This is a genomic window from Pseudomonas sp. SA195, from assembly GCF_054131565.1.
Map to the genome: position 1 here is coordinate 2,608,911 of NZ_CP096392.1, position 23,591 is coordinate 2,632,501.

General features: G+C 63.9%; 22 protein-coding genes and 2 riboswitches. Of the genes, 9 read left to right on the forward strand and 13 right to left on the reverse strand.

Translation table 11 applies throughout. The features are described 5' to 3' along the window. The first annotated feature begins 222 nt into the window (after nt 1-222). The 4 genes from M1D78_RS11960 to M1D78_RS11975 all read left to right on the forward strand — a co-directional run bounded on the left by M1D78_RS11960 (nt 223) and on the right by M1D78_RS11975 (nt 4,412). Nucleotides 223-540, forward strand: a complete 318-nt coding sequence (locus M1D78_RS11960) for a hypothetical protein (protein WP_437422795.1) — start codon at nt 223-225, stop codon at nt 538-540. A 38-nt stretch (nt 541-578) separates the two neighbouring features. Continuing rightward, the gene (locus M1D78_RS11965) at nt 579-863 is read left to right on the forward strand and encodes a GNAT family N-acetyltransferase (protein ID WP_457932811.1); all 285 of its coding nucleotides are present in this window, start codon (nt 579-581) and stop codon (nt 861-863) included. Between the two features lie 80 nt (nt 864-943). Next, the gene (locus M1D78_RS11970; protein WP_437422794.1) at nt 944-1,285 is read left to right on the forward strand and encodes an FKBP-type peptidyl-prolyl cis-trans isomerase; all 342 of its coding nucleotides are present in this window, start codon (nt 944-946) and stop codon (nt 1,283-1,285) included. A 166-nt stretch (nt 1,286-1,451) separates the two neighbouring features. Next, nucleotides 1,452-4,412, forward strand: a complete 2,961-nt coding sequence (locus M1D78_RS11975; RefSeq protein ID WP_437422793.1) for a PAS domain-containing protein — start codon at nt 1,452-1,454, stop codon at nt 4,410-4,412. Between the two features lie 118 nt (nt 4,413-4,530). Here M1D78_RS11975 and M1D78_RS11980 read toward each other — a convergent pair whose 3' ends face one another. From M1D78_RS11980 to M1D78_RS12015, 8 genes are all read right to left on the reverse strand, one after another. Further along, nucleotides 4,531-5,787 (reverse strand): D-amino acid dehydrogenase, encoded by a 1,257-nt coding sequence (locus M1D78_RS11980; protein WP_437422792.1) that lies wholly within the window; start codon nt 5,785-5,787, stop codon nt 4,531-4,533. Nucleotides 5,788-5,847: 60 nt separating this feature from the next. Further along, a riboswitch (glycine riboswitch) is annotated at nt 5,848-5,933 on the reverse strand. Between the two features lie 4 nt (nt 5,934-5,937). After that, nucleotides 5,938-6,035, reverse strand: a riboswitch (glycine riboswitch). 105 nt (nt 6,036-6,140) lie between these two features. Next, nucleotides 6,141-9,254, reverse strand: a complete 3,114-nt coding sequence (locus tag M1D78_RS11985) for a hybrid sensor histidine kinase/response regulator (RefSeq protein ID WP_437422791.1) — start codon at nt 9,252-9,254, stop codon at nt 6,141-6,143. A gap of 253 nt (nt 9,255-9,507) precedes the next feature. After that, entirely contained in the window at nt 9,508-10,911 is a 1,404-nt protein-coding gene (locus M1D78_RS11990; RefSeq protein ID WP_437422790.1) for a DegQ family serine endoprotease, read from the reverse strand. Between the two features lie 232 nt (nt 10,912-11,143). After that, a complete protein-coding gene (locus M1D78_RS11995; RefSeq protein WP_437422789.1) occupies nt 11,144-11,821 on the reverse strand; it encodes an HAD family hydrolase in 678 nt (225 codons plus the stop codon). 101 nt (nt 11,822-11,922) lie between these two features. Further along, nucleotides 11,923-12,393 (reverse strand): DoxX family protein, encoded by a 471-nt coding sequence (locus M1D78_RS12000; RefSeq protein WP_437422788.1) that lies wholly within the window; start codon nt 12,391-12,393, stop codon nt 11,923-11,925. Next, nucleotides 12,386-13,171 (reverse strand): HvfC/BufC family peptide modification chaperone, encoded by a 786-nt coding sequence (locus M1D78_RS12005; RefSeq protein ID WP_437422787.1) that lies wholly within the window; start codon nt 13,169-13,171, stop codon nt 12,386-12,388. Before M1D78_RS12005 ends, M1D78_RS12000 begins: the two co-directional genes overlap by 8 nt. Beyond that, nucleotides 13,168-14,001, reverse strand: coding sequence for an MNIO family bufferin maturase (bufB, locus tag M1D78_RS12010; protein ID WP_437422786.1), 834 nt, complete (start codon nt 13,999-14,001; stop codon nt 13,168-13,170). The genes M1D78_RS12005 and bufB overlap by 4 nt, the downstream gene beginning before the upstream one ends. A 14-nt stretch (nt 14,002-14,015) precedes the next feature. Beyond that, on the reverse strand, nt 14,016-14,288 hold the full coding sequence (locus tag M1D78_RS12015; RefSeq protein ID WP_437422785.1) for a BufA1 family periplasmic bufferin-type metallophore: 273 nt from the start codon (nt 14,286-14,288) through the stop codon (nt 14,016-14,018). A 211-nt stretch (nt 14,289-14,499) separates the two neighbouring features. Here M1D78_RS12015 and M1D78_RS12020 point away from each other — a divergent pair, with 211 nt between their 5' ends. From M1D78_RS12020 to M1D78_RS12030, 3 genes are all read left to right on the forward strand, one after another. Then, nucleotides 14,500-15,066, forward strand: coding sequence for a sigma-70 family RNA polymerase sigma factor (locus M1D78_RS12020; protein ID WP_437422784.1), 567 nt, complete (start codon nt 14,500-14,502; stop codon nt 15,064-15,066). Further along, a complete protein-coding gene (locus tag M1D78_RS12025) occupies nt 15,063-15,704 on the forward strand; it encodes a DUF1109 domain-containing protein (RefSeq protein ID WP_437422783.1) in 642 nt (213 codons plus the stop codon). The genes M1D78_RS12020 and M1D78_RS12025 overlap by 4 nt, the downstream gene beginning before the upstream one ends. An 83-nt stretch (nt 15,705-15,787) precedes the next feature. Next, nucleotides 15,788-16,378 (forward strand): LysE family translocator, encoded by a 591-nt coding sequence (locus M1D78_RS12030; protein ID WP_437422782.1) that lies wholly within the window; start codon nt 15,788-15,790, stop codon nt 16,376-16,378. 8 nt (nt 16,379-16,386) lie between these two features. Here M1D78_RS12030 and M1D78_RS12035 read toward each other — a convergent pair whose 3' ends face one another. After that, complete coding sequence (locus tag M1D78_RS12035; RefSeq protein WP_437422781.1) at nt 16,387-17,238, reverse strand: AraC family transcriptional regulator; 852 nt, start codon at nt 17,236-17,238, stop codon at nt 16,387-16,389. Between the two features lie 86 nt (nt 17,239-17,324). Continuing rightward, nucleotides 17,325-18,287 (reverse strand): hypothetical protein, encoded by a 963-nt coding sequence (locus M1D78_RS12040; protein ID WP_437422780.1) that lies wholly within the window; start codon nt 18,285-18,287, stop codon nt 17,325-17,327. Nucleotides 18,288-18,521: 234 nt separating this feature from the next. Between M1D78_RS12040 and M1D78_RS12045 the strand changes: the two genes are divergently transcribed. Together M1D78_RS12045 and M1D78_RS12050 are read left to right on the forward strand one after the other, a co-directional pair. Continuing rightward, nucleotides 18,522-19,577, forward strand: a complete 1,056-nt coding sequence (locus M1D78_RS12045) for a DUF1615 domain-containing protein (protein WP_437422838.1) — start codon at nt 18,522-18,524, stop codon at nt 19,575-19,577. Between the two features lie 106 nt (nt 19,578-19,683). Beyond that, a complete protein-coding gene (locus tag M1D78_RS12050; RefSeq protein ID WP_437422779.1) occupies nt 19,684-20,946 on the forward strand; it encodes a cation:proton antiporter domain-containing protein in 1,263 nt (420 codons plus the stop codon). 108 nt (nt 20,947-21,054) lie between these two features. On the opposite strand, the gene M1D78_RS12055 is transcribed toward M1D78_RS12050, so the two are convergent. Genes M1D78_RS12055 through M1D78_RS12065 form a run of 3 tightly spaced genes read right to left on the reverse strand, consistent with a single transcriptional unit; the run spans nt 21,055 to nt 23,577 of the window. Further along, nucleotides 21,055-21,321, reverse strand: coding sequence for a hypothetical protein (locus M1D78_RS12055; protein ID WP_437422778.1), 267 nt, complete (start codon nt 21,319-21,321; stop codon nt 21,055-21,057). Further along, entirely contained in the window at nt 21,318-21,965 is a 648-nt protein-coding gene (locus tag M1D78_RS12060; protein ID WP_437422777.1) for a cytochrome c oxidase subunit 3, read from the reverse strand. The genes M1D78_RS12055 and M1D78_RS12060 overlap by 4 nt, the downstream gene beginning before the upstream one ends. Further along, nucleotides 21,952-23,577, reverse strand: coding sequence for a cytochrome c oxidase subunit I (locus M1D78_RS12065; protein ID WP_437422776.1), 1,626 nt, complete (start codon nt 23,575-23,577; stop codon nt 21,952-21,954). The genes M1D78_RS12060 and M1D78_RS12065 overlap by 14 nt, the downstream gene beginning before the upstream one ends. Nucleotides 23,578-23,591 lie beyond the last annotated feature (14 nt).

Sequence of the window (23,591 nt, forward strand, 5' to 3'; positions counted from 1 at the left end):
ACCGACACCGGGCCCCGCCACGCTCCCTCCATGCTAAGCAGAGGCCCGGCGCGCACCATGCGACTTGCGATCTGAACGGCCACTACTTCGGTCTAGGGTCGCTGCACGCGCTGGACGGTGCCGCACCGATGGAACGATGCAGGCCGATGCCGGGCCCAAGCTAGTGGCCTGCTGGATCAGCCAGGCAGCAGCGCCGCACGACAACCATCGGGAGGCCCATTGATGAGCAAGGCAGTCAAACCGGACGCCGAACAGCCCTACTTCGACGCGCCGGCGCACATTCCCGCCGGCAGCAATCACCAGATCCCGCATAGCCATCGGCTGGTCTACAAGGGGTACGACGTGATCGTTCACCTCACCGGCTATGAGTACGAAACCTTTGGCGAAACCCTCTGGGCAGTGGGTGCCGAAATTGTCAGGGATCTGGAAATCGTGGCCCCGGTCGAGGCCGATCACAGCCGCCATTACCCCAGCTATGACGAAGCCCTCGCCCGCGGGATCGAGATGGGCAAGGCACGGGTCGATTCGCTCGACACCTGAAATCACCGCCGCCAAGCACGCGGCCTGAGGAGACCTGTATGACCGCAACCGTACGCCACGACAGCCAGCAACAACGCTACGTACTCGAGGTCAATGGCCAGCCATTGGGCCTCGCCGCCTACCGCGACGAGGGCGAGCGACGGCTGTTCACCCATACCGAGGTAGACCCCAGCCTAGAAGGCAAAGGCATGGGCAGCACCCTCGTGCGCGGCGCCCTGGACGACACGCGGACCGAAGGCAAGCGCATCGTACCGATTTGCGAATTCATTGCCGCCTACGTGAAAAAGCACCACGACTGGGACGACCAGCTCGACGCGCACTGATCATCGCTCGCGTATCATGGGCGGCCCATCGATCGGCGCGGCGCATGCTGCCCGGGCCACCCCTATTGAAGAATCGCTTCATGCATGACGACTTGCACATCGAGGACCTCCAGCTCGGCGACGGCAAGGCCGTTGTCAAAGGCGCCTTGATCACCACCCAGTACCGCGGCCAGCTGGAGGACGGCACCGTGTTCGACTCGTCCTACGAGCGCGGCAAACCCTTTCAGTGCGTGATCGGTACAGGGCGCGTCATAAAAGGTTGGGACATCGGCCTGATGGGAATGAAGGTCGGCGGCAGACGCAAGCTCTTCGTGCCGGCGCACCTGGCCTATGGCGAGCGCCGAATCGGTGACCGCATCGAGCCGAACGCGAACCTGATCTTCGAAATCGAACTGCTCGAAGTGCTCACCCGCGACGACTGACGTGACGGCGCGCACAGCCTGCGTCGCCCCATCCAACTTTGTGCCATGGCGGTGATCCAACCGCTTCATGGGCCTTCCTCAGCTGTTTCGCCCCGGCATCACGCGGGACGGCATAGACTGGCGACCAATTGCCAGCAACGCACAACCCAGCCGGAATGATTTCTAGATGACCACACAGCCGAGTGCCGCGCATGAAGTGCTCAGCCCCGCCGCCTTTTCCAGGGGAGGCGAACTGGGTGAGCTGATACGCGCGCATGATTGGTCGCAAACCGAACTGGGCCCGCCGGACCAGTGGCCGCAAAGCCTCAAGACCGTCACCGCCATGTTGCTCCTGTCGCCGGTGCCCATCGTGCTGCTCTGGGGCGAGAAAGGCATCATGCTCTACAACGACGCCTATTCGGTGTTCGCCGCCGGCCGGCATCCACGCCTTCTGGGCTCAGAGGTGCGCCTGGGCTGGCCCGAAGTCGCCGACTTCAACGACAACGTCATGCGCGTCTGCCTGGCTGGCGGCACGCTCGCCTACAAAGATCAGGAGCTCACGCTGCACCGCAACGGCCGTCCGGAACAGGTGTGGATGAACCTCGACTACTCGCCCGTGCTGGACGAGACCGGGCGGCCGGCGGGCGTCATCGCCTTCGTCGTGGAGACCAGCGAACGCGTCAGGGCCGAGCGGCATCTGCTCGCCGAGAAGGACCGGCTCACCCACCTGTTCGAGCAGGCGCCGGGCATTATGGCGATGCTCGGTGGCCCTGAACACCGCTATGAGATGGCCAACCCGGCGTATGCCAACCTGGTCGGCAACCGGGACCTGATTGGCCGGTCGGTACGTGAAGCCCTGCCGGAAATCGCCCGCCAGGGTTTCATCGAGCTGCTCGATGAGGTCTATCGGACGGGAGTCGCCTATGTCGGCAACTCGGTCGAACTGACGATCCAGCACACCGCTGGCGAAGCCGAGGAAAGCTTCATCCTGGACTTCGTCTTCCAGCCGGTCATCGGCCGCGACGGAAGCGTCAGCGGCATCTTCATGGAAGGCCACGACGTTACCCAGCGAGCGCTGGCCGAGCGCCGCATGCAATTTCTTTATGCGCTGGGCAAGGCCACGGCCGCCAGCACCGATGCCGATACCGTGCTGGCTATCACCACCCAAAAGCTGGGCGAGCACATGAACGTTTCGGTCTGCGCCTATGCCGACATGGACGCCGACCAGGACGGATTCACCATTCGCGGAAACTGGGCCGCACCCTGCGCGCAAGACATCGTCGGGCACTATCGCCTCGCCGACTTCGGCAGGCTTGCTGTCGCCAATCTACAGGCTGGGCGACCGCTGGTGCTCAACGACACCGCACGTCAGCTACCGCCTCACGAAGCCGCGACCTTTCAGTCCCTCGGCCTGGCCGCGACCGTCTGCATGCCGTTGACCAAAGAAGGCCGCTTGACCGCACTGATGGCTGTGCACGACCAGCTGCCACGGGTATGGAAGGCCGAAGAGTTGGCCCTGCTGACCGAAGTTACCGAGCGCTCCTGGGCGCACATCGAGAGGGTGCGCTCGGAGGCGGAGGTACGCTTGGCCGAACAACGCTTTCGCCGCGAATTGGAACGTCAGGTAGCCGAGCGGACCGCCGCGCTCGCCCAGAGCGAAGCGCAGATCCGGACCGTCGCCGCCAGTTCGCACCTGTACCAGTGGCTGTTGGGCAGCGACGGCCGCATCGTCTATGCGAACCCAACCTCCCTGGCCGGCGCCGGCGCGGTACCTGATGACGTGATCGGCCTGCCCTTCTGGGAAGCGCCATGGTTCAGCGCCACGCCCGGCATGCAGGCGACCCTGCAGCGCTGCGTGATGACCGCGGCCATGGGCGGCAGCGACAACCTCGACATGCAGCTGCACTTGCCAGGCGGTACCCACTCGTTCGATTTCTCGATCCGCCCGGTGCTCGACGAGGATGGGCTGGTGGTCGGGATCGTCCCCGAAGCGGTGGACAGCACTGCGCGGGTAGAGGCCGAGCAAGCGCTTCAACAGGCCCAAAAAATAGAAGCCCTGGGCAACCTCACCGGCGGCATCGCGCATGATTTCAATAACCTGCTGACCGCCGTGCTCGGCAATCTGGAGCTGTTGCGCAAACGGGTGCCGGACGGCTCCCCACTGCTACGCCTGATCGACAACGCACGTATCGGCGCCGACCGAGGCGCATCGCTGACGCGCCGCATGCTTGCTTTCGCCCGCAAGCAGGACCTACTTGCCGAACCCATCCAGCCGCGGGCCTTGATCGAGGAGATGACTGAACTGCTCGCCCGCTCGCTCGACCCCACCGTAGCCATTGAGGCGCAGGTCGAGTCGCGCCTGCCGATGATCGAGGCGGACCCCAACCAACTGCAGACCGCCTTGCTCAATCTGGTGCTGAATGCGCGCGATGCGATTGGCGGCCAGGGGCGCGTGATCATCAGCGCGCACAGCGAGCGGATCGATGGCCGATACGGCCTGAAGCCCGGCACCTATCTGTGCCTGGCCGTCTCCGACGAAGGCGAAGGCATGGACGCCGTCACGCTCAAGCGCGCCACCGAGCCGTTCTACACCACCAAGGGCGTCGGCCGGGGCACCGGTCTCGGGTTATCGATCGTTCATGGCTTCGCCGAACAGTCTGGCGGCAAGCTGGTGCTGCGCAGCGAACCGGGGGTCGGCACGACGGCCCAGATCTGGCTACCGGCCATGCACGACGCCCTGATCGAATCGCCCCTTATGGATAGCCCCGCACCTCGCAGCGACACGGCGCTGCTCAATATCCTGGCCGTGGACGACGATGCACTGGTGCTCGCCAACACTGCCGAGATGCTGCGCGACCAGGGCCATCGGGTCACCACCGCTCAATCCGCTGCACAGGCGCTCGAACGGCTCGCAGAGGCGTCATTCGACCTGCTCGTCACTGACCACGCCATGCCGCGAATGACCGGCGCGCAACTGGCCCTGGAAGTGCGTGAGCGGCACCCGGCGATGCCGGTGTTGCTGGTTAGCGGCTATGCCGCCATCGCACCTGGCACGGCCGCGGAAAATCTGCCTCTGCTGGCCAAACCCTTTACCCAGGCCGCCTTGCTGCAGGCCATCGCCGCCCTGATCGACGGCAACGGCGCCTGAGTCTGAAGCCCGGCACCGCCCCATCTCCTCACCCCTAGAGATAGGGGCGAGGGAGAGGTGCAAATGCGCGAAACGCCTGTAGGTCGCGGCGCAACCCCGCAACCTACAGCGCGGACGATCAGGCGTGGGCCGGCCCTGCAACGACGCTCATTGACTCGCCCATCGCCTCGCCGACCACCGAACCGATCATATCCGCCGTGATGGCGCACAGCGTCCAGCCCAGATGCCCATGGCCGGTGTTGTAGAACACGCAAGGTGAACGGCCGCGCCCGACCTTCGGCATCATGTTCGGCATCATCGGTCGCAAGCCAGCCCAGGGCACCACACTGCGGGTGCTTACGCCGGGGAAGCACTCGGCGACCCAATCCACCAGGGGCCGAATCCGGTCTGCGCGGATGTCGCGGTTGTAGCCATTGAATTCGGCAGTTCCCGCCACCCGCAGGCGGTCGTCGCCAAGACGGCTGGTGACCAGCTTGGTTTCGTCGTCGAGCAGGCTAACGGTGGGCGCGGCAGCGCGACTGGCCTCGTCCTGCAGGTTGACGGTGATGGAATAGCCCTTCACCGGGTAGATGTTCACCCGATCCCCCAGTTGTGCGGCTAGCGCCCGGCTGGCCGTGCCTGCACAGATCACGATGCCATCGAAAGCCAGCCGCTCTTCGCCATGGGCCGACGCGAGGGTCACGCCGGCGCCGTGGCCATCGGTATCCACCTTCACCACGTCCTGACCGTAGCGACAATCGACACCGAGCCGGATCGCAGCCTCCGCCAGGCCATGGGTGAACTTGTGGATGTCACCCGTCGAGTCGCATTCGGTGTAGTAGCCGCCGTAGTAGTGCCCGGCCAGGGTCGGTTCGATGGCGCGCATTTCCTCTGGCGTCACGCTGCGGCGAGGCAGGCCGCCTTCGGCAAGCAGCCGGGACACCTGGCCGGCGTGCTCGAAGCCGGCCTTGTCGCGGTAGATGTGCAGGATTCCAGCCTTCTTCAGGTCGAAATCAATGCCCTCCTCCTCAGCCCACGCAAACAGATGTTCGCGCGCCGCAATGGCCAGGCGGGCGGTTTCGACCGTGTTCTGCCGGTACTGAGGGATGGCGCCGATGAACTCGGAAAACCAGGACAGCTTGTGCCAGCTTGGCTTGGGATTGACCAACAGCGGCGCATCGCTGCGGAGCATCCACTTGAGCCCCTTGAGAATGGTCGACCAGTGCGTCCATACCTCGGCATTGGAGGCCGACAACTGGCCGCCGTTGGCGAAAGAAGTTTCCATCGCCGCGTAGCGATGCTTTTCGAACAGCGTGACAGCGAATCCGCGTTTGGCCAGCGCGTAAGAGGTGGTAATGCCGGTGATTCCACCACCGATGACGGCAATATGCTTCATGGGTGCAGCTCCAAGACGTCAAGGGTTTAGCCCGTCCGCAACATGCGGATCAGGCGCCCCCTCTGTCCTGGACCTGAGAGATTCACGAGCAGGGCTCGCTTGCTCCTTCGGTGCGACGGGCGACGACGGCCCTACGCTCTTCAGAGTTCACCCGCGACACCGGTCCTTTTGCCTGAGAGTTTCCGGGGCGGTTGCTCCTTCGGCGCCACGAACGGCCTGGCCGTCGCGGTCTCTCCCGATGTCACGCCTGTGCCGTCAGCAGGTGACAGCAGCTTTCGCTTAGGCAGGCAGCCTGCCAGAAAGGTCCCCGTTTACGCCAGCAGTATGTCGTGGACGGCCACGATCAACGGTGCTCAGCGCCCTACCGCCTCGATCAATAACGCGATGTCGACCGGTTTGGTCATGTGCTCGTCGAAGCCTGCCGACAAAGCGCGCTCTTTGTCGCTAGGCTGGCCCCAGCCGGTGATCGCCAGCAAGCGAACCTCGGCATCCTGCTCGCGGATGGCCCGCGCCACCTCGTCGCCTCGCAGGCCCGGCATGCCGATGTCCAGCAGCACCACGTCCGGTTTGAGCTCACGGTAGCGCTCCAAGGCCTGCACGCCATCGTGGGCCAGGTGCACTTCGTGCCCCTCGAGCCGCAGAACTTCAGCCATGGTTTCGGCAATGTCGCGATTGTCATCGGCGACCAGCACGCACCTGCTGACGTGAGTAGGTACCGCCACGGCCTGTTCCAACCCGGCGAACGAAGTCACAGGCGGCAACGGGAGCTCAAGACTGAACGCCGCGCCCTTGCCCAACCCCTCGCTGGTCACCTGAATGTCGGCCTCGTGCAACTTCGCCAGCCCCTGCGCCAGCGCCAGGCCAATACCAAGCCCCGTATTGACCTGCCCTTCGCTAACCGGCACCTGAGCGAAGCGTTCGAAAATCAGGCCGAGGTGCTCGCGAGCCACCCCCAGGCCGTTGTCGGCCACCGTCACCCGTACCCGCCCCGCTGCCAGCGTAACCGTGACACTGATGCTGCCGCCGTCGGGTGTGAACTTCGCCGCATTGTTCAGCAGATTCGTCAGTATCTGCTCCAGCCGCAGCGCGTCAGCCTCGAGCATGACCGGCGCGGGGGGAAGCATCACCGTCAGCGCGTGCCGCTTCGCCTCGATCTTCGCACGAGCGGTTTCGACGGCGGCCTCGACCACGCTGCGCAGGTCGAGCCAGTCCTTGCGCAGCACCAGCTTGCCCAGCGTGATACGCGAAATATCGAACAGGTCATCGAGCAACAGGGCCATGTGGCGCACCTGCCGTTCGATGATCTGCTGGCTGCGCAGCTTCTGCGCTTCAGTGGCGGACGGCGAGCCGAACAGCCCCGCCGCCAGGCGAATCGGCGCCAGAGGATTGCGCAGCTCGTGTGCCAGGGTGGCGAGAAATTCATCCTTGCGGCGGCCAGCTTCACGGATGGCCTGCTCCTGCTGCTTGGCCTCGGTGACGTCGGCAAACCAGACAGCGACGCTCTCGTCGAACGGTGTCGCAACCAGCCGCACCCAGCGCTCGCCGCCGAACGCGGTGCTGCGCATTTCCAGGTCACGCGGCTGCTGCAGGCGATACACATCCAGCAAGGTCGACAGCGCTTGCGGGTTGGCGCCTGGACCGAGCACATCGCGCAAATGCTGCCCGGTGAGTTCGGCCACGCTGCCGTGCAGGCTGGCTGCACCGGTCGGATTGATGAAGTCCAGGCGGAAATCGTCAGGTGCCTGGTGGCCCTGAACGAGCGGCGACAAGATGGCGAAAGGCACCGTGGACGAATCCAGCGCGACCTGTAGCCGCTGCTCGAACATGCCGGCCTTGCTTTGCGCCCGCGCGCGATCGATGAACACCGCTGCCAGGCCGGCCGCAACGTCGGCCAGGCGGATTTCCCGCTGGGTGGGCGGACGGGCATCGCGGAGTTGCACGGTCAAGGTGCCCAGCACGCGGTGATCGCTGTGTCGGATCGGCGTGCTGTGTACCGAGCGGAAGCCCTCGCGGCGCGAAACCGAGACGAAATCCCGGAAGCAGGGATCAGTCTCGGTGTCGATCACGACCACCCGGGTGCCGCTCTGCACCGCCGCGCCACAAGCGCCCAGCCCAGGCGAGACGTTGTCCATCAGCGCCAGCGACTCGATGGAGAATCCCCGCGAGGCATGAATGCGCAGCGGCGTCGTACCGTCGCTCAGTGCCAGCAGGCCGTGCGCGGCGCCGTGCAAGGTGCAGAGGGTGTCGATGATCGCCTGCAACTGTTCTTCGAGCGCGGGCATCTGCAGCAGCCGGTTGCTCAGCGCCTGCAAGTGCTCAAGGTCGCTGACCTGCTGCGTCAGGTCCTGCTGAGCCAGTTCCAGCCGCGACAACATGCTGTCGCGCTCCGCCTCACTGGCCTGCCGGGCCGCCGCTGCGTTGGCCAGCGCCTGGCCAACCTCCTGGATTTCTTCGATCTCGCTTGCCGGTGCCTCGACCGCGCGGCCGCTGCCGATGGCTTGCGCCGCGCGGCGCAGCTGGCGCATCGGCACATTGATCCGCCGCGTCGCGAACAGTGCAGCCGCCACGGCGAACATGAGCGATAACAGCAGGCCGCCGCCGTACAGCGTGTAAGCCCGCATCGCTCCAGCCTCCACTACGCTGGTGGGAATGCCGGTCGCCACCACCCAGCCAGACGGCTTCAGCCGCACGAACGAGGTGTAAAGCCCTTCCCCTTCCACCGATGCGGAAAGCCCCATCCCTTCTTCATTCGGGTTGTCGCGTAACAGCTTCTGCAGCAGGGGCGACGCCGGACCACCTAAAGTCTCCTCGTGGCGCAGGGAGCGGGCGATGCGCACGCCGTTGGCATCGAGCACGGTGTTGACCCAGCCCGTGGGTAACCGGCGGTTGTTGATCACGTCGGCGATCGATTGAGGCTTGAGCACGGCGGTGAGTATGTAGCGCGTCTCCCCTTCCACATCGACCAACACCCGCAGCGGTATGCCCCAGGTGCCGCTCGGCCCGCGCCCCATGCTGCCAACTTGCGGCTCATGGCTCGCCAGCAGGCTGGTAAAGCTGCCTGGTTCGGCCAGATCCTGCGAGGTGGAGGGGGCATGGAGCGACACGCGGCGAAGCACGCGGCCGTCCGGGTCAATGATCAGCATGGCGTGCCAGCTCGGTAGCGAGGGCAGTACGCGACGGACCATATCGGCGAAGCTGTCGAGGTTGCCTTCATCGAGCAGCGGGGATTGGGACAGCGCCTGGAGCACGTTGAGCGACCGGCTCAACTCTACTTCCACGGCAGTCGCTGCAAGCCGTGTGGTCTCAAGGCTGCGTTTCTCGGCCAGCCGTTTCTGCTCGTTGACGATCGACAGCATGCCCAGCCCGGCCACCAGCGCCAACGGCAGGATGCCGGCGACCGCGATCGCGATCAGCCGGCTACGCAAGGATACGGAGCGCGCCAGAGTGGCCCGCCTTGCCTGATTCAAGATAGAGACCTGCCTGATTTATCCGGGCCGCAAGGTAGAGGGTGCGCATCCTCGGACTGCTGGCGGGAAAACGCGACGGCTAGCTTAAGCGATTCGCGGGGTCGGAAGATTGTGTTTCTGAACACCCTTGCGCAAGTACGACGACTGGTGCGAATCCCGCCCGCCGCAAAAGAAAAAGCCCCACCGCAAGGTGGGGCTTCGCTTCATCGAAGGGCCAACCTGGCGCCAGCCCTTACGTCATGCAGCGCCGCGATCAATTCGGCAGCTTGAAGGTGATGAAGCTGGCGCGCCCTTCACGCAGCACCCGCATCGACACCGAGCGGTTCTTGGGCAGCTTCTCAGCGATGTTGGTGAAGGTCTTCACGCTGTCGATGGCCTGGTTGTTCAGGTGAGTGATCACGTCGCCGGGGCGCAGGCCGATCAGCGCCGCCGGGCCATTGCTCACGTCACGCACCACCACACCACTCTCGACCTCGAGGCTTTTTTTCTGCTCGTCGGACAGCCCACCGACGGTTACCCCGAGTCGATTGCTGCTCGCCGACGAGCCACCCGAACCACCGGCGACCAGTTGGGCGTCATCATCCGGCAGCGCGCCGATCGTGATGTTCACCGTGCGCCGGCTGCCATCGCGGACCACTTCGAGTTTGGCCGTGTCGCCCGGCTTCATCCCGCCGACCCGGTGCGGTAGATCACCGGACATATCGATGGAATTGCCATTCAGGCTCAGGATCACGTCGCCGACCTGCAGGCCACCCTTGGCGGCCGGGCTGCCATCGAGCACCTGGGCGACCAGCGCACCAGCCGGACGCTCGAGGCCGAAGGACTCGGCCAGGTCCTTGTTGACCTCCTGGATCACCACGCCAAGCCAGCCGCGGCTGACCTTGCCCTCGTCACGCAGCTGGTTGGCCACGTCCATGGCGACATCGATCGGAATGGCGAATGACAGCCCCATGAAGCCGCCCGACCGCGTGAAGATTTGCGAGTTGATACCCACGACTTCGCCGTCGAGGTTGAACAGCGGGCCACCGGAGTTGCCGGGGTTGATCGCCACATCCGTCTGAATGAAGGGCACGTAGCTCTCGTTGGGAAGCGTCCGGCCGGTCGCGCTCACCACACCAGCGGTCACGGTGTGGTCGAAGCCGAACGGCGAACCGATCGCCACGACCCACTCACCGGCCTTGAGGTCGTCGGACTTTCCGAGCTTGACGGTCGGCAGGTCTTCGTCGGCCTTGATCTTCAGCAGGGCGACGTCGCTGCGTGGGTCCGCGCCGACGAGCTCGGCCTGCAGTTCGCTGCGGTCAGGCAGGCGAACCATGATTTCGTCGGCGTTCTCGACGACATGGTTGTTAGTCAGGACGTAACCATCCTTGGAAATGATGAAGCCCGAGCCCAGCGACTGCGCCTCGCGCTGGCGATCCGGCTGGCGCGGCAAACCACGCTCGAAGAATTCACGGAACTGGGGCGGGATGCCTTCCAGGTCGGGCATCTGCGCGGCGCCGCGAACGGGTGCGTTCTGTTTGGTGCTGATGTTGACCACCGCCGGCGAAGCGTCTTCGACCAGCGGGGTGAAATCCGGTAGATCGGCGTGAGCGACGAGCGTCTGCCCGAACAGTGCGACGCCTGTCACGACCGCCAGGAACTTGCTGCGAAGTAACATGGTGATTTTGTCTCCCGACGTATGTTGAGTGTGCTATCGCTGGAGCGGCCCGTACCCGCAACCTGAACCTAAAAACAGCGGGCGGCCATGCCCAGCGGCCAGAGGCCAAGCCGGACATGGCGGACCCACCAAGGGGGAGCGGGCTGTTCCGTCAGCCTGTCCGAGACTCTACGCGAACGAAAGTCAGCTTCGTGTGAGCGCTAGGTAAAGGAAAAGTAAGGTTTCGCCCACCCTATTCCGCTAAGCCAGCCAGTTGATTCACCAGCGCCGGCAAATCTTGCATCCGACTGATCACAGCGGTCACGCCCAGTTCGCGTAGCGCCTGGTCATGCCCCTCTGGAATGTGGCTCGCCCCGGTAAAACCGATGACTTGCATCCCTGCGGTCCGCGCGGCCAGCACGCCGGTCGGGCTATCCTCGATGACCAGACACCGGCCCGGCGCTACGCCCATGCGCTCAGCCGCCAACAGATAGACGTCCGGTGCCGGTTTAGGCGAGGCGACCATCTCGGCACAGAAGATATGACCGGCAACCCGCTCGGTCAGGCCGGCGCGCCGCAGCGAGGATTCGACATTGTGCAACCGGCTGTTGGACGCTACTGCGAGCGGCAGGTCGATGGCCATCAGCGCCTCGCGCACGCCTGGAATCGCCTGCACTTCGTCGGCCACGACTTTTTCTGACTGCAGGCGCAGGTCGCTGTCGAAGGTCTCGGGCAGGTTCAGGCCAAAGCGCTTTTCGATCAGGTCGATGATGCTTGGCACGGTGAGGCCGAACGTGCCTTCCAGCGCCTCGTGCAGGCGCTCGGCCGGCACGTGCAGGCTCAAAGCCTCGAACAGCACACGGTGGCTGATGATTTCGCTGTCGACGATCACGCCGTCGCAGTCACTGATCAGCAGGTCGATAGAAGCCATCAAGTCTCCCTTTGGTAGATTCGCCACAGGCGTAGCGACGCCAGGCTTGAGCACCTTGGACTGCCCTGCGCCGGCCAAGTTTGGCTGCCGTGGGAGCCTTTTCAGCGAATGCCCAACAGCCTATCGGCAGACCAGCGACCGGCACCGCGGCCGATCACGACCAGCATCAAGCCAACCCAGGTCAGGTGCGTCGGCCAGGCGTCAGGGTAGACGAAGATCTGGATCACGAGCGTCATGATCAGCAGCGCGAAGGCGGACAACCGGGTCAGCAGGCCGAGCACCAGCAACAGCGGAAACAGATGTTCGGCGTAGGTTGCTAAGTGCGCGGCCAGATGAGGCGACAGCAGCGGCACTGCGTACTCGGTTTCGAACAGGCTATAGGTACTCGGCTTGAGCGTAAGCAGGCCGCTGACTTTGGTCCGCCCGGAATAAAAAAACACCACGGCAATTGCCAGGCGCGCCACCAGGCTCAGGGTGGAATCGCTGATGAGCCGCTGCAGCCAGGCCGCGAGTCGGTTCCAGTGGTGCCAGCGCGCCGCGAGGGTCGGCGCCGGGGGATTCAGGCTAGTCATGGTCGTCTCCTGTCTGTCGTGGTCCGTGATCGGTGAAAACGTTGGCCGCGAAGAGCACTGCCAGCAACTCGTTGAAATCCAGCATCGGCTCGACCTCGAGCGCTGCGGCCGAGGCGGCGTCGAGGGAAAGGCCAGTTGCGCACGCGTCGAGAAAGGCGCAGCCGCCCTGGCTCAGCGCCCAACAGTGGATGACGCCGCCGCGCCGGCAGATCAGCGTGCCCTCTGCCTGCCACGGCAACGGATCCGGCAGATCGACAGCCTCGCGGTTGCAGCGCCACAGCGTGGATGCCGGCAGCGGGGACCAATGCCAGCGCGCTGCGGCGCAGGGCGCCAGACGCAACCCGGCCAATTGCAGCGGCGACATCGTGCTGAGCGCCTGCAACGTCAACCGAGGTTGCTCTGCAGCAGCGAACGCTTCGAGCCAGAGCCGATCGAGGTGTGCAACCTCGGCCAGATAAGGCAGCGGCCGGGCCGGCTCGAAACGCTGCAGAAAGTTGGCGAATCCCTCGCCGTAGTCGATCAGCTGCGGGCGGGTTGGCGGCGATTGCCAGGCATAGGCGGCCGCCGCTGCAGCCATCCAATCGGAGCCGACCAGCCGCTCTACGGTGGGAAAGTTCGCTCTCAATGCATCCACACAGCCCTTGAGGACGGTGTTGCGGTATACCGCAAAGCCCGGCTGTGCGGTGAGCGCACGCAGCCAGCCGCCACTCGAGTCCGGACCGCTACCCTGGAGCGCGGCCACGAACGCATCCTGAAACGCGGTGAGTGATGTCTTCATGCCGCCCGCCTGCGATCAAGCAGCTGCTGCGCACGGTCGCGCTCGACCAGCAATTCGGCGAAGGCCGGCACGCGGTCATCGCGCTCGATCAGGGTCGGCCGCGCGCCGATGCGGTGGATCAGCCGCGCGTAGAGCGCCCAGATCGCATCGGCCACCGGCGCATCGTGCGAATCGATCAATAACCCGGATTGCAGGCTATCGATACTGTGTCCGGCCAGGTGCACCTCCGTGACGAGGTTGCCTGGGAAGCGGTCGATGTAACCGGCCGCGTCGAAACCCAGGTTGTGCGCGCTGACATGCACATTGTTGACGTCCAGCAGCAAGCCGCAGCCGCTGCGGCGCGCCAGCTCACCTAGAAAGTCGATTTCATCCCAGTCATGCTCGATTTGCAGGTAATGGCTGGGGTTCTCCACCGCAATCGCTCGCCCAAGCGCGTCCTGCGTGCGCTGGACGTTGTCGACGAGGCGCCGCAGCGCCGCCCCGGTCCGCGGGAACGGCAGCAGATCGGGGTGGTACTGGCCTCGCCAGGCGGACCAGGCGAGGTGTTCGGACACCAGCGCCGGTCGAACCCGCTCGACCAGCGCCGCGAAACGTTGCAGCTGGGCCACGTCTGGCGCGCAATCGGCTGCCAGCGACAGCGACACACCGTGCAGCGAGACCGGATGGCGATCGGCGATCGCCTCCAGCCAGGCCAGGCGCGGCCCGCCGCCGAGCATGTAGTTCTCCGGGTGCACCTCGAACCAGATCCCCGAAGCAGCACAGGTATGCGCTGCCTCGTAATGCTCGGGCTTGAGCCCAAGGCCCGCACCCAGATCGACTCGCATGCTCATGACAGCGCCTCTTGTCAGGATTCGATCGGGGTCAGCGAACCCATGCCGTTGGGTGTTTTGATTGAGGTGCAAGTGCCGGCGGGAACGTGCTTCCAGGCGTTGCCCTGGTAATCCATCTTGGAGGTGCCGGCACAACTGGTGCCGGCGCCGGCCTTGCAATCATTCTGGCCGGCAAGCGAGACGCCGTAGCATTTTTCCATGGCGCCTTCCTTCTTGTCGTCGGCGGTGGCGCCAGCGGCGATGGACGCAAGGGCAACGGCTGCAGCGGCAAGGGCGAGAGTCTTCATGGTTATTCTCCTAAGGTAATTTGGCCGCCTGCGGTCTTGCCGGCAGCTCGACCAGTAATTCGCCGGCGCTGCGATGCCGGTTACAGCGGCGTGAAAAAAATTTTGAGATTTAAATGAGGCCGCCCTAACGTAGCGGCGCGCCCGGGCCGCTGCTGCCTGGCGCAAACAGGCGCTACATCGATTCTTTACCCTCGTGTAACCAGGGCAACCGATGGAACGAACTACCAGTCATGAGGCGCTGAAGGCGCGCGAGGCGCATCTGCAGCGCCTGTTCCTGCAGGGGCTCGACGGCGATGCAGCGGCCTACCGGCAATTCCTCACGTTGCTCGGCGCGCATCTGCGCAGCTTCCTTCGGCGACGCCTGCAGACGGCAGCCGTCGAGGACTTGCTGCAAGAAGCCCTGCTCGCGGTCCACAATGCGCGGCACACCTACCGCGCCGACCAGCCCCTGACGGCATGGGTGCAGGCCATCGCGCGCTACAAGCTGATGGACCATTTCCGCGCTCATGCCCGGCACGAGGCGCTGCACGACCCGCTGGATGACCAGGCCGAGCTGTTCTCCGATGAGGATCAGCAGGCTGAACAGGCTCAGCGCGACCTGTCCAAGCTGCTGGAACGCTTACCGGACAAGCAGCGCCTGCCGATCCTGCACGTCAAGCTGCAGGGCTTGTCGGTGGAGGAAACCGCCCGGCGCACTGGGCTTTCGACGTCCGCGGTCAAAGTCGGCGTCCACCGTGGCCTGAAAGCACTGGCCGCTCTGATTGGAGGTTCCCGATGAACACGCACGAGTTGATCGACATGCTCGCCAGCAACGCCCCGGCGGTAGACCGGCGGATCGTTGCCCGGCGCTTCACCTTCGCCATTGCGGCTGGCTTGTTACTGGGCGTGCTGGCGCTGCTGATGTTTCTGGGCATCCGTCCTGATCTCGCCGAGGTCGCTGTCACCCCGTTGTTCTGGCTCAAGCTCGCGTTTCCTGCCTCGTTGCTCGCGGGCAGCCTATGGATAACGACGCGGCTGGCCCGCCCTGGCATGGCGGTAGGGGCCAGCTGGGCGGCCATCGCCACGCCCTTGACGGCCATCTGGCTGGCCGCGCTGGGCTTGTTGATAAGCGTCCCGTCGGGCAGCAGGCAACTCTTGGTATTCGGCGAAACCTGGCGGGTTTGCCCGGTGAACATCGCGCTGCTCTCGATTCCGACGTTCTTCTGCGTGTTCTGGGCTATTCGGGGCCTGGCACCGACCCGCCCGCGTCTTGCCGGTGCGGCCGGCGGCCTGCTGGCGAGCTCGACCGCGACGCTGGTCTACAGCCTGCACTGTCCGGAGATGAGCGTTGCGTTCTGGGCCGTCTGGTACGTGCTCGGCATGGCCGTGCCTGCGCTCATCGGCGCCCTGCTCGGCCCGCGCCTGCTCCGCTGGTAATCCAACAACGCGCATTTTCTTCAATACCGCCGCGAGGCCAATTCCTATCGTCGCTCCTGTCATTGAGAACACAAGGAGCTTCGATGAGCCTGCTGCTTTCCATGGCCACGTTCGCGCTGGCCTCATCTATCACGCCCGGCCCGGTCAACATCGTCGCGCTCAGTGCCGGCGCCCAATTCGGCATGCGGCCTGCCCTGCGCCACGTCAGCGGGGGCACGCTGGGCTTCACCCTGCTGTTGCTGGCGATTGGCCTGGGGTTGGACCAGTTGCTGGCGCGCTGGCCCTGGTTGACCGAATCGATTCGCCTGGCGGGCGTCGCCTTCCTGCTGTACATGGCCTGGCGCCTCATGCGCGATGAGGGTCGGCTGGATACCAACGGCGCGGCCGTGCAGCCGACCCTGCTGCAAGGTGCGGCGATGCAATGGCTCAACCCCAAGGCGTGGCTGGCGTCGGTCGCCGGCATGGGGCTGTTCGCCGCGGGTGATGACGCGATGGCCGTCTGGCGCTTTGCGGCGATCTACTTCGTTATCTGCTACGCCTCGCTTGCCTGCTGGGCCTATGCAGGGACCTTTCTGCGGCACCACCTGAGCGAGCCGCGGCGGGTACGCGCGTTCAACTGGCTGATGGCGCTGCTGCTGGTTGCCTGCGCGCTTTATCTGCTCGTGAGCGAGTGATCGGTGGGCTAAGCCTGAGCACGCGGCACGTTGCGGTAGTGGCCTGGTGTCGCGGCCAGCAGGTGCTTGAAGGCACGTTGCAGATGCGCCTGGTCCGCGAAGCCGGCTGCCAAAGCGGCTTCGGCAATGGGCCGCCCCCGACGCAACTCGGCGCGCGCGAATTGCACACGTCGGTTGGTCAGGTAAGCGTGCGGCGTCATGCCGAACTGTTTCTTGAAGCCCCGGATCAGGCTCGAAGGGGATACCGCTACGGCCTGGCTGATCTCCTCGAGCCGGAGTGGGCGCTGATAGTTGTCGGCGATGAATTCGGCAGCGCGCTGCAGCTTCGTAGCGTGGCTGTCGATTCGAGGCTGCACCACCAGGCGTTCATGTAGCAGGGTGAAAAACGCGACGGCCTCGCCCTGCTTGCGTAGCGAATCGGCATGCGGATCGGTCAGCTCCCTGTGCAGCCGGCGAAACCCGGCCTGCAACGGCTCGTCGCGCGTGAGGATCGGGGCGAAGCGACGAAAGCCTGCTCCGGGCATGCCCAGCGCGTCTTGAAGCTCCGCGATCCAGGCGGCATCCACATAGAGCATGCGGTACGCCCAAGGCTGGTTCTGGATGGGGTTGCACGCATGCACGTCGCCCGGGTTCATCAACACCAGGGTGCCCGCCTCGATCCGGCAAAGATGATCACCGTTGAGGTAGGTGCTGGCGCCGCTGTCGATCAGGCCGATTGAGAAGGTGTCGTGGCTGTGCCGTGCGTAGCAGACACGACGACCGTCCAGCACGGTGCGCGACTCGATGAAGGGCAGCGCCGAGTCGCGCCAGAAACTGGAGTCCGCCTTGTTAGACGGAGTGCTTGCTCTTGCCTGGCGCATGGTCAAACCCTGGCGATGCTTTACGGCCTGTCAGGTTAGCTGAAATCGAGGCCTTCGCCGTTCGCTCTTTGGTGTTCCCTTCGCTATCAGAGAATCTCCAGCCCTTCGCACTTGTAGTCCCCAATGAACAGGTCTTCCTGTAGCACCTTGCCGTCGAGGTTGAAGCAGAACAGGTAGCTTTCGGTCCGCTCGCCAATCTCCACGCTTTTCAGCCCGACGCATTCATCAGGGTGGCCCGGCAGGATCTTGAACGATGACACGCCGCGCTCCGGAATCCGCTCGCCTACCTCCAGCGTACGGATCTCGTTGAAGTGCTCGCTCGCGATGATCAACGTGTTGCCGCCGCGCTCGCGCTCGTCCACAGCCTCGTCGAACGGCGCCGTGGAAATCTTGCGAGGGAAGAACAACCACTCGCGCCGATATGGATGCCATTCCACCGCCTCGTGGATGACGTATCCGTCCGGTCCGACGCCCAAGGCTTCGCGAATACGCTGGTAGCGCTCGGACCAATCAACGCTCTGCACGCCGTAGTGCCGGTCCAGCAACTTCACCCATTCCTCGGTGGGCCGCTTGCCATGACTGCCGACGATCAAACGGTCGTGATAAAGCGTTGCCCATTCGCTCTTGAAGCCTTTGAAGGCCTCGTCGCCGCTGCCCGTCATGAGGATGTTGCGAGGGATGAGCTGATTCTGGTCGCGGATTTCACAGACCAGCCCGGTACGGTCGTCAAAGGTCACCAACCGCTTGCCGAACATCGCGAGCTCCGAGAACTCCGCGCCGCGCCCGCCTTCGGCGATCAGGCTCACCAACTGAAATTCACCGCCGGCGTGCTCGGGAATATCCTCGAAGCGATAACGCGGCTGGCCCGAGTGCGGGTCGATCTCACGATGCAGGCGGTCATGGCGCAACGTCGACTGCCAGCCGATCTCGCCATCGCCCAGTTCGACCTGGGAGGCGTGGTCTTCGTCAGTGATGATGGCGAGCAGGTACTCGCGTGTGGTGCTGTCGTAGCGCTCGAGTCGGCGGATGTCGAAATGTGGTTCGCTCATGGTCGATGCTCGTTCGATGGTGCGGCTGCAGGAAAGGTGTCCGCCTCGATTCGGCCCACGTACGCAAGGCAAGTTCCCGCCACGGCGGCACAGAACGGCGTCGCCTGTTGTAATGTCCGAAGCACAACGATTGCTCACGCTCAGGTCCGCATGATTCTCAGCTCTTCGATTCGCCGTATTCGCATCGACGCTCACGCAGTGCGTCGGCACACAACCGCCCTCGCCGCCTTGCTAATGCTGACGCTAGCCGGGTGCAGCACCCAGCCGCCTGGTCCGCCCGCGCCGCGCCCTGACGAGGTGAAGGCGAAAATAGTCCGCCTGATACCGAGCAATATCCCGGATCGCCAGGGATGGGCCCAGGACATCTACACCGCCTTCGATACGCTGGACATACCCGCCAACAACGAAAATATCTGCGCCGTACTGGCGGTGACGGTGCAGGAATCCACTTTCCAGGCCACTCCGCCGGTACCGGGCCTGGCGAAGATCGCGCGCGAGGAGATCTATCGCCGGGCCGCGCGGATCCATGTCCCGCGTTTCGTGGTAAATGCCGCACTGGATGTGCAATCACCGACCGGCAAGACTTACAACGAGCGGCTTTCGGCGGTGCGTAACGAAAGCCAGCTGAGCGCCATTTTCGACGATTTCGTCAGTATCGTGCCGCTGGGCAAGCAGTTGTTCGGCACGTTCAACCCGGTCAAAACGGGCGGCCCGATGCAGGTCAGCATCGCCTTCGCCGAGTCTCGCGCACGGGACTACCCCTATTCCCGTGAGGGCACGATCCGTGAAGAGGTATTTACGCGTCGCGGTGGCATGTTCTTCGGCATCGCCCACCTGCTCGACTACCCGGCCAGCTACGACCGCGTGCTCTACCGCTTCGCCGATTTCAACGCCGGCTGGTACGCCAGCCGCAACGCGGCCTTCCAGAATGCCGTGGCGCGCGCCAGCGGCCGGAAGCTCGCGCTCGACGGCGATCTGATCATCCATGGCAGCAGCAAGGTCGGCCAGACGGAAACGGCGGTACGGTCACTCGCCACCAAGCTGGACATGAGCGAGACCGCCATCCGCAACGCGTTGGTGCGTGGAGATACCGAGGGCTTCGAGAAAACGCGGCTGTATGAACGCGTCTTCGAACTGGCTGAAAAACGCGCTGGCAAACCGCTCCCGCGCGCGGTGCTGCCGGGGATTCGCCTGGAAAGCCCGAAGATCACCCGCAACCTGACCACTGCCTGGTTCGCCAACCGTGTGAACGACCGCCACCTGGCATGCATGAAGCGCGCGGGCAGCTAGATCAGACCGCCTGTTCGAGCTGTTGCGTAATGCTTAGGGCGACGACGGAAACATTTTGCAGCACAGATCACTCCCAAGTGAGGTAACTCACCGAACAGGAGTGTCGATGACCCAGCTCAACGTTGCACTTGCCGTAATGGGCGCCGTCGCCGTCTGCATTGCGCTGCTCTCGGCACTGATCAAGCGCAGCCCGATTTCCGAACCCGCCCTCGCGGTACTGGTCGGGCTAGCCGTTGGCCCCCATGGCCTCGGTTGGCTGGACCTGGCGCGTTGGGGCGAGCCGCTGACCATTCTCGAACAAGCCGCACGGTTAACACTGGCGATCGGTTTGATGGGCGTCGCGTTGCGACTCGAGCGTGGCGCGTTGAAGGCCATGCTCAGACCTGTCGTCCTGCTGCTAATACTCGGCATGCTCGGTATGTGGGTGGCGTCTTCGGTACTGGTCGGCTGGCTGCTGGGCTTGTCGCTGTGGGCAGCTCTGCTATTGGGCGCAGCGATCACGCCGACCGATCCGGTGGTAGCGAGTTCGATCGTCACCGGCCAGTTCGCCAAGAAGCATCTGCCGCTGCGCCTGCGCACCACCCTTTCGGCCGAATCCGGTGCGAATGATGGTTTGGCCTACGGGTTCGCCATGCTGCCAATACTCATGCTCAGCCATGCACCAGACGAGGCCTGGTCGCACTGGCTGGTCGACTCAGTACTGATCGGCATTTGCGGCGCTGCGCTGCTAGGCACAATAGTGGGCTTCATCGCGGCCAGGGCGCTCAGGTTCGCTGAGCGCAAGAAGCTGGTCGCCAGCACTTCTTTACTTGGCTACACCGTAGCCTTCTCGTTACTAACACTAGGCCTCGCCAAGCTCATCCAGACCGACGGGGTGCTGGCCGTATTCGCTGCCGGGCTGGCTTTCAATCTGGCCAGCAACAAGCGTGAAGAGCATGAAGAGGAAAATATTCAGGAAGCGGTAGCCAAGCTCTTTACATTGCCCATGTTCGTACTCTTCGGCATCGCCCTGCCTTTACACGAGTGGGCTGTTCTAAGCTGGCCGCTGCTGACACTCGCGGTGCTGATCCTGCTGCTGCGCAGGCTGCCGGTATTACTGCTGCTTTCGCCGGCGTGGCGAGACACACTGAACACCCGGGACTCGCTCTATCTCGGTTGGTTCGGGCCCATTGGCATCGCCGCGATCTACTACTCAGCGCTCGCGCACAGTCACCTGCATGATCCGCTCTACTGGCACGCTGCGAGCGCATTGATCTTCGCTTCGATCATGGTCCACGGCGTGTCGGCAGCACCCTTGTCACGCCTGTATTCGCGCCGCCCCGGCGCTGCGCCGCGCAGCACCGCGTATCTGGATGAGCCGCATCATTGATTGGAAACGACGGACGCTGGAGCGATCGTTCCCTCGATGATCGAATCGATCATGTCTTCCAGGCTGCCGTGCTCGCTGTCGGCTTTGGCGAGAGGGTTCGGCGCAGGGTCAGTACCCCGCTTCGCGGGTGAGCAGATCGACGAGCGTCAAGGTGAACATGAACAGCAGCCAAAATCCCGCGCCAAGGGCGAAGAAGCGCATCAACGCGGAATGCTGGCCAAGCTGCATGAAGCCGAAGATCACCAGGCCCGCCTGGCCCGCGGCACCGAGCAAGGCCCAACGGGACCAACCCGGTAGTAGCCAGGCGACGAGCACGTTGACTGCCAGCAACAGCATCAGGCCGAGGTACGTCAGCAAGAGGTTGCGAACGGTCATGCCGGTCTCCCGAACAGATACAGCGCTGGGTAGAGCAGAATCCAGATGACATCGACGAGATGCCAGTAGAGGCCGACCATCTCCAGCGTAATCGCGCGCTCCGGCAGCTTCATGTGGCCAAGGTGAATACGCACGGCCATGCCAAGCGCCAGCACGACGGCAATCGACACATGCACGGCGTGCAGGCCCGTGGAGAACAGGTAGATCGCCATGTACAAGCGCGACGCCGGGTCCTTGAGCGGTGACTCGTTCGGCGAGCCGGGAAGCAACCCTTCGCTGTACTCCCAGGCATATTCGAAGCCCTTCAGACCCAGAAAGCCCAAACCCAGCAAAGCGGCTAGCACCAACCACCGCTGCACATGCTGGTGGTATTCCTGACGCGACGCCCTGACTACCAGGCTCATGCACAGGCTGGCGGTAAGCAGCAGCGCGCTGTTGAAGCCCGCCAGGACGAAATGCAAGTGATGCACCGCCTCCGCGACCGGCGCTGGATATTGCAGCCGGTAGTAACCGATCACCAGAAACAAGGCGCCGAACATCATGATTTCCGTGGCCAGGAACAGCCACATGCCCAGGTAGGTCGCCTCGCGCTGCTGCGAGGCAGTACTGAACTGCTCGGCGAGGTATCCCTTACGAACGGCCATGAGTCGCCTCGGGCGGATATTCGTAGGCTTCGAAATCGACGATCGGTGTTTCGACGAAATTGTGCGTCGGCGGCGGCGAGGATGTGCGCCACTCGAGCCCAGCGGCGTCCCAGGGATCATCATCGGCGACCGGCCCATAGCGCAGCGACCAGATCAGATAGAAGAACGGAAGAATGTAGGCCACTGCGAGAATCCCCGCGCCGGCAGAGGACAACACGTGGAGGAACTGAAAATCCTCGCCGTAGCTGTGGTAGCGCCGCGGCATGCCCAGGTAACCGAGCAGGAATTGCGGGAAGAAGGTCAGGTTGAACCCGAGGAAGATCATCACCGCGGCGATCTTGCCCCACAGCTGCGAATACATCCGCCCGGTCATCTTCGGCCACCAGAAATGCAGCGCGCCGAAGAAGCCCGCCACTGCAGCGCCGACCATGATGTAGTGGAAGTGCGCGACCACGAAATAGGTGTCGTGCACGTGCACGTCGGCCGCCAGCAGCGCCAGGAACAGGCCCGTCACGCCGCCTACCACGAACAGACCGATGAAGGTCACCGCATAAAGGAACGGCGCATTGATGGTCAGGTTGCTTTTGTAAAGCGTCGCAGTCCAGTTGTAGACCTTGATCGCCGAAGGAATGGCGACCAGAAAGCTGAGCAGTGAAAACACCATGCTCGCGTACATCGACTGGCCCGCGACGAACATATGGTGCCCCCAGACCATGAAGCCGATCACCGCGATCGCCAGGCTCGAATAGGCGACGAAGCTGTAGCCGAAGATGCGCTTGTGCGCGGCGGCAGTGACCAGCTCACTCATCACGCCCATGGCCGGCAGGATCATGATGTACACCGCCGGGTGGCTGTAGAACCAGAACAGGTGCTGAAACAGCAACGGATCGCCACCCAACGCCGGGTCGAACACACCGATGTGGAACAGATGCTCGGCGGCAACGAGGATCAGCGTGATCGCCAGCACCGGCGTAGCCAGCACCAGAATCACCGAGGTGGCGTACAGCGACCAGCAGAACAGCGGCATGCGAAACCAGGTCATGCCCGGTGCACGCAGGGTGTGGATAGTGACGATGATGTTCAGCCCCGTGAGGATCGAGGAGAACCCGGTGATGAACACCCCGAGGATCACCGCCACTACGTGGCCGTTGCTGAACATCGTCGACAGCGGTGTATAGAACGTCCACCCGGTATCCACCCCGCCGGCCAGCAGCGCAAAGATCGTAAACGCCCCGCCGCCCACCAGCAGATACCAGCTGAAGAGGTTCAGTTTGGGAAAGGCCATGTCCTTCGCGCCGATCATGATCGGAATGAGGAAATTGCCGAACACCGCCGGGATCGACGGGATCAGGAAGAACCACACCATCACCACGCCATGCAGGGTGAAGGCGCGGTTGTAGCCATCGGCGGTCAGCAGGTCGCCTTCGGGCGTGATCAGCTCGATGCGGATTGCACTGGCAGCCAGCCCACCAAGAAAGAAAAACGCTGTGACGGCGATCAGGTACATGATCCCGATGCGCTTGTGATCGGTGGTCATGAACCAGGTGCGCAGCCCATGCTCGTCGGCCAGATAGCTGGGGCGCTGATTTGCGGCGGTATTCTTTTCGCTCAACGGGTGTAACTCCT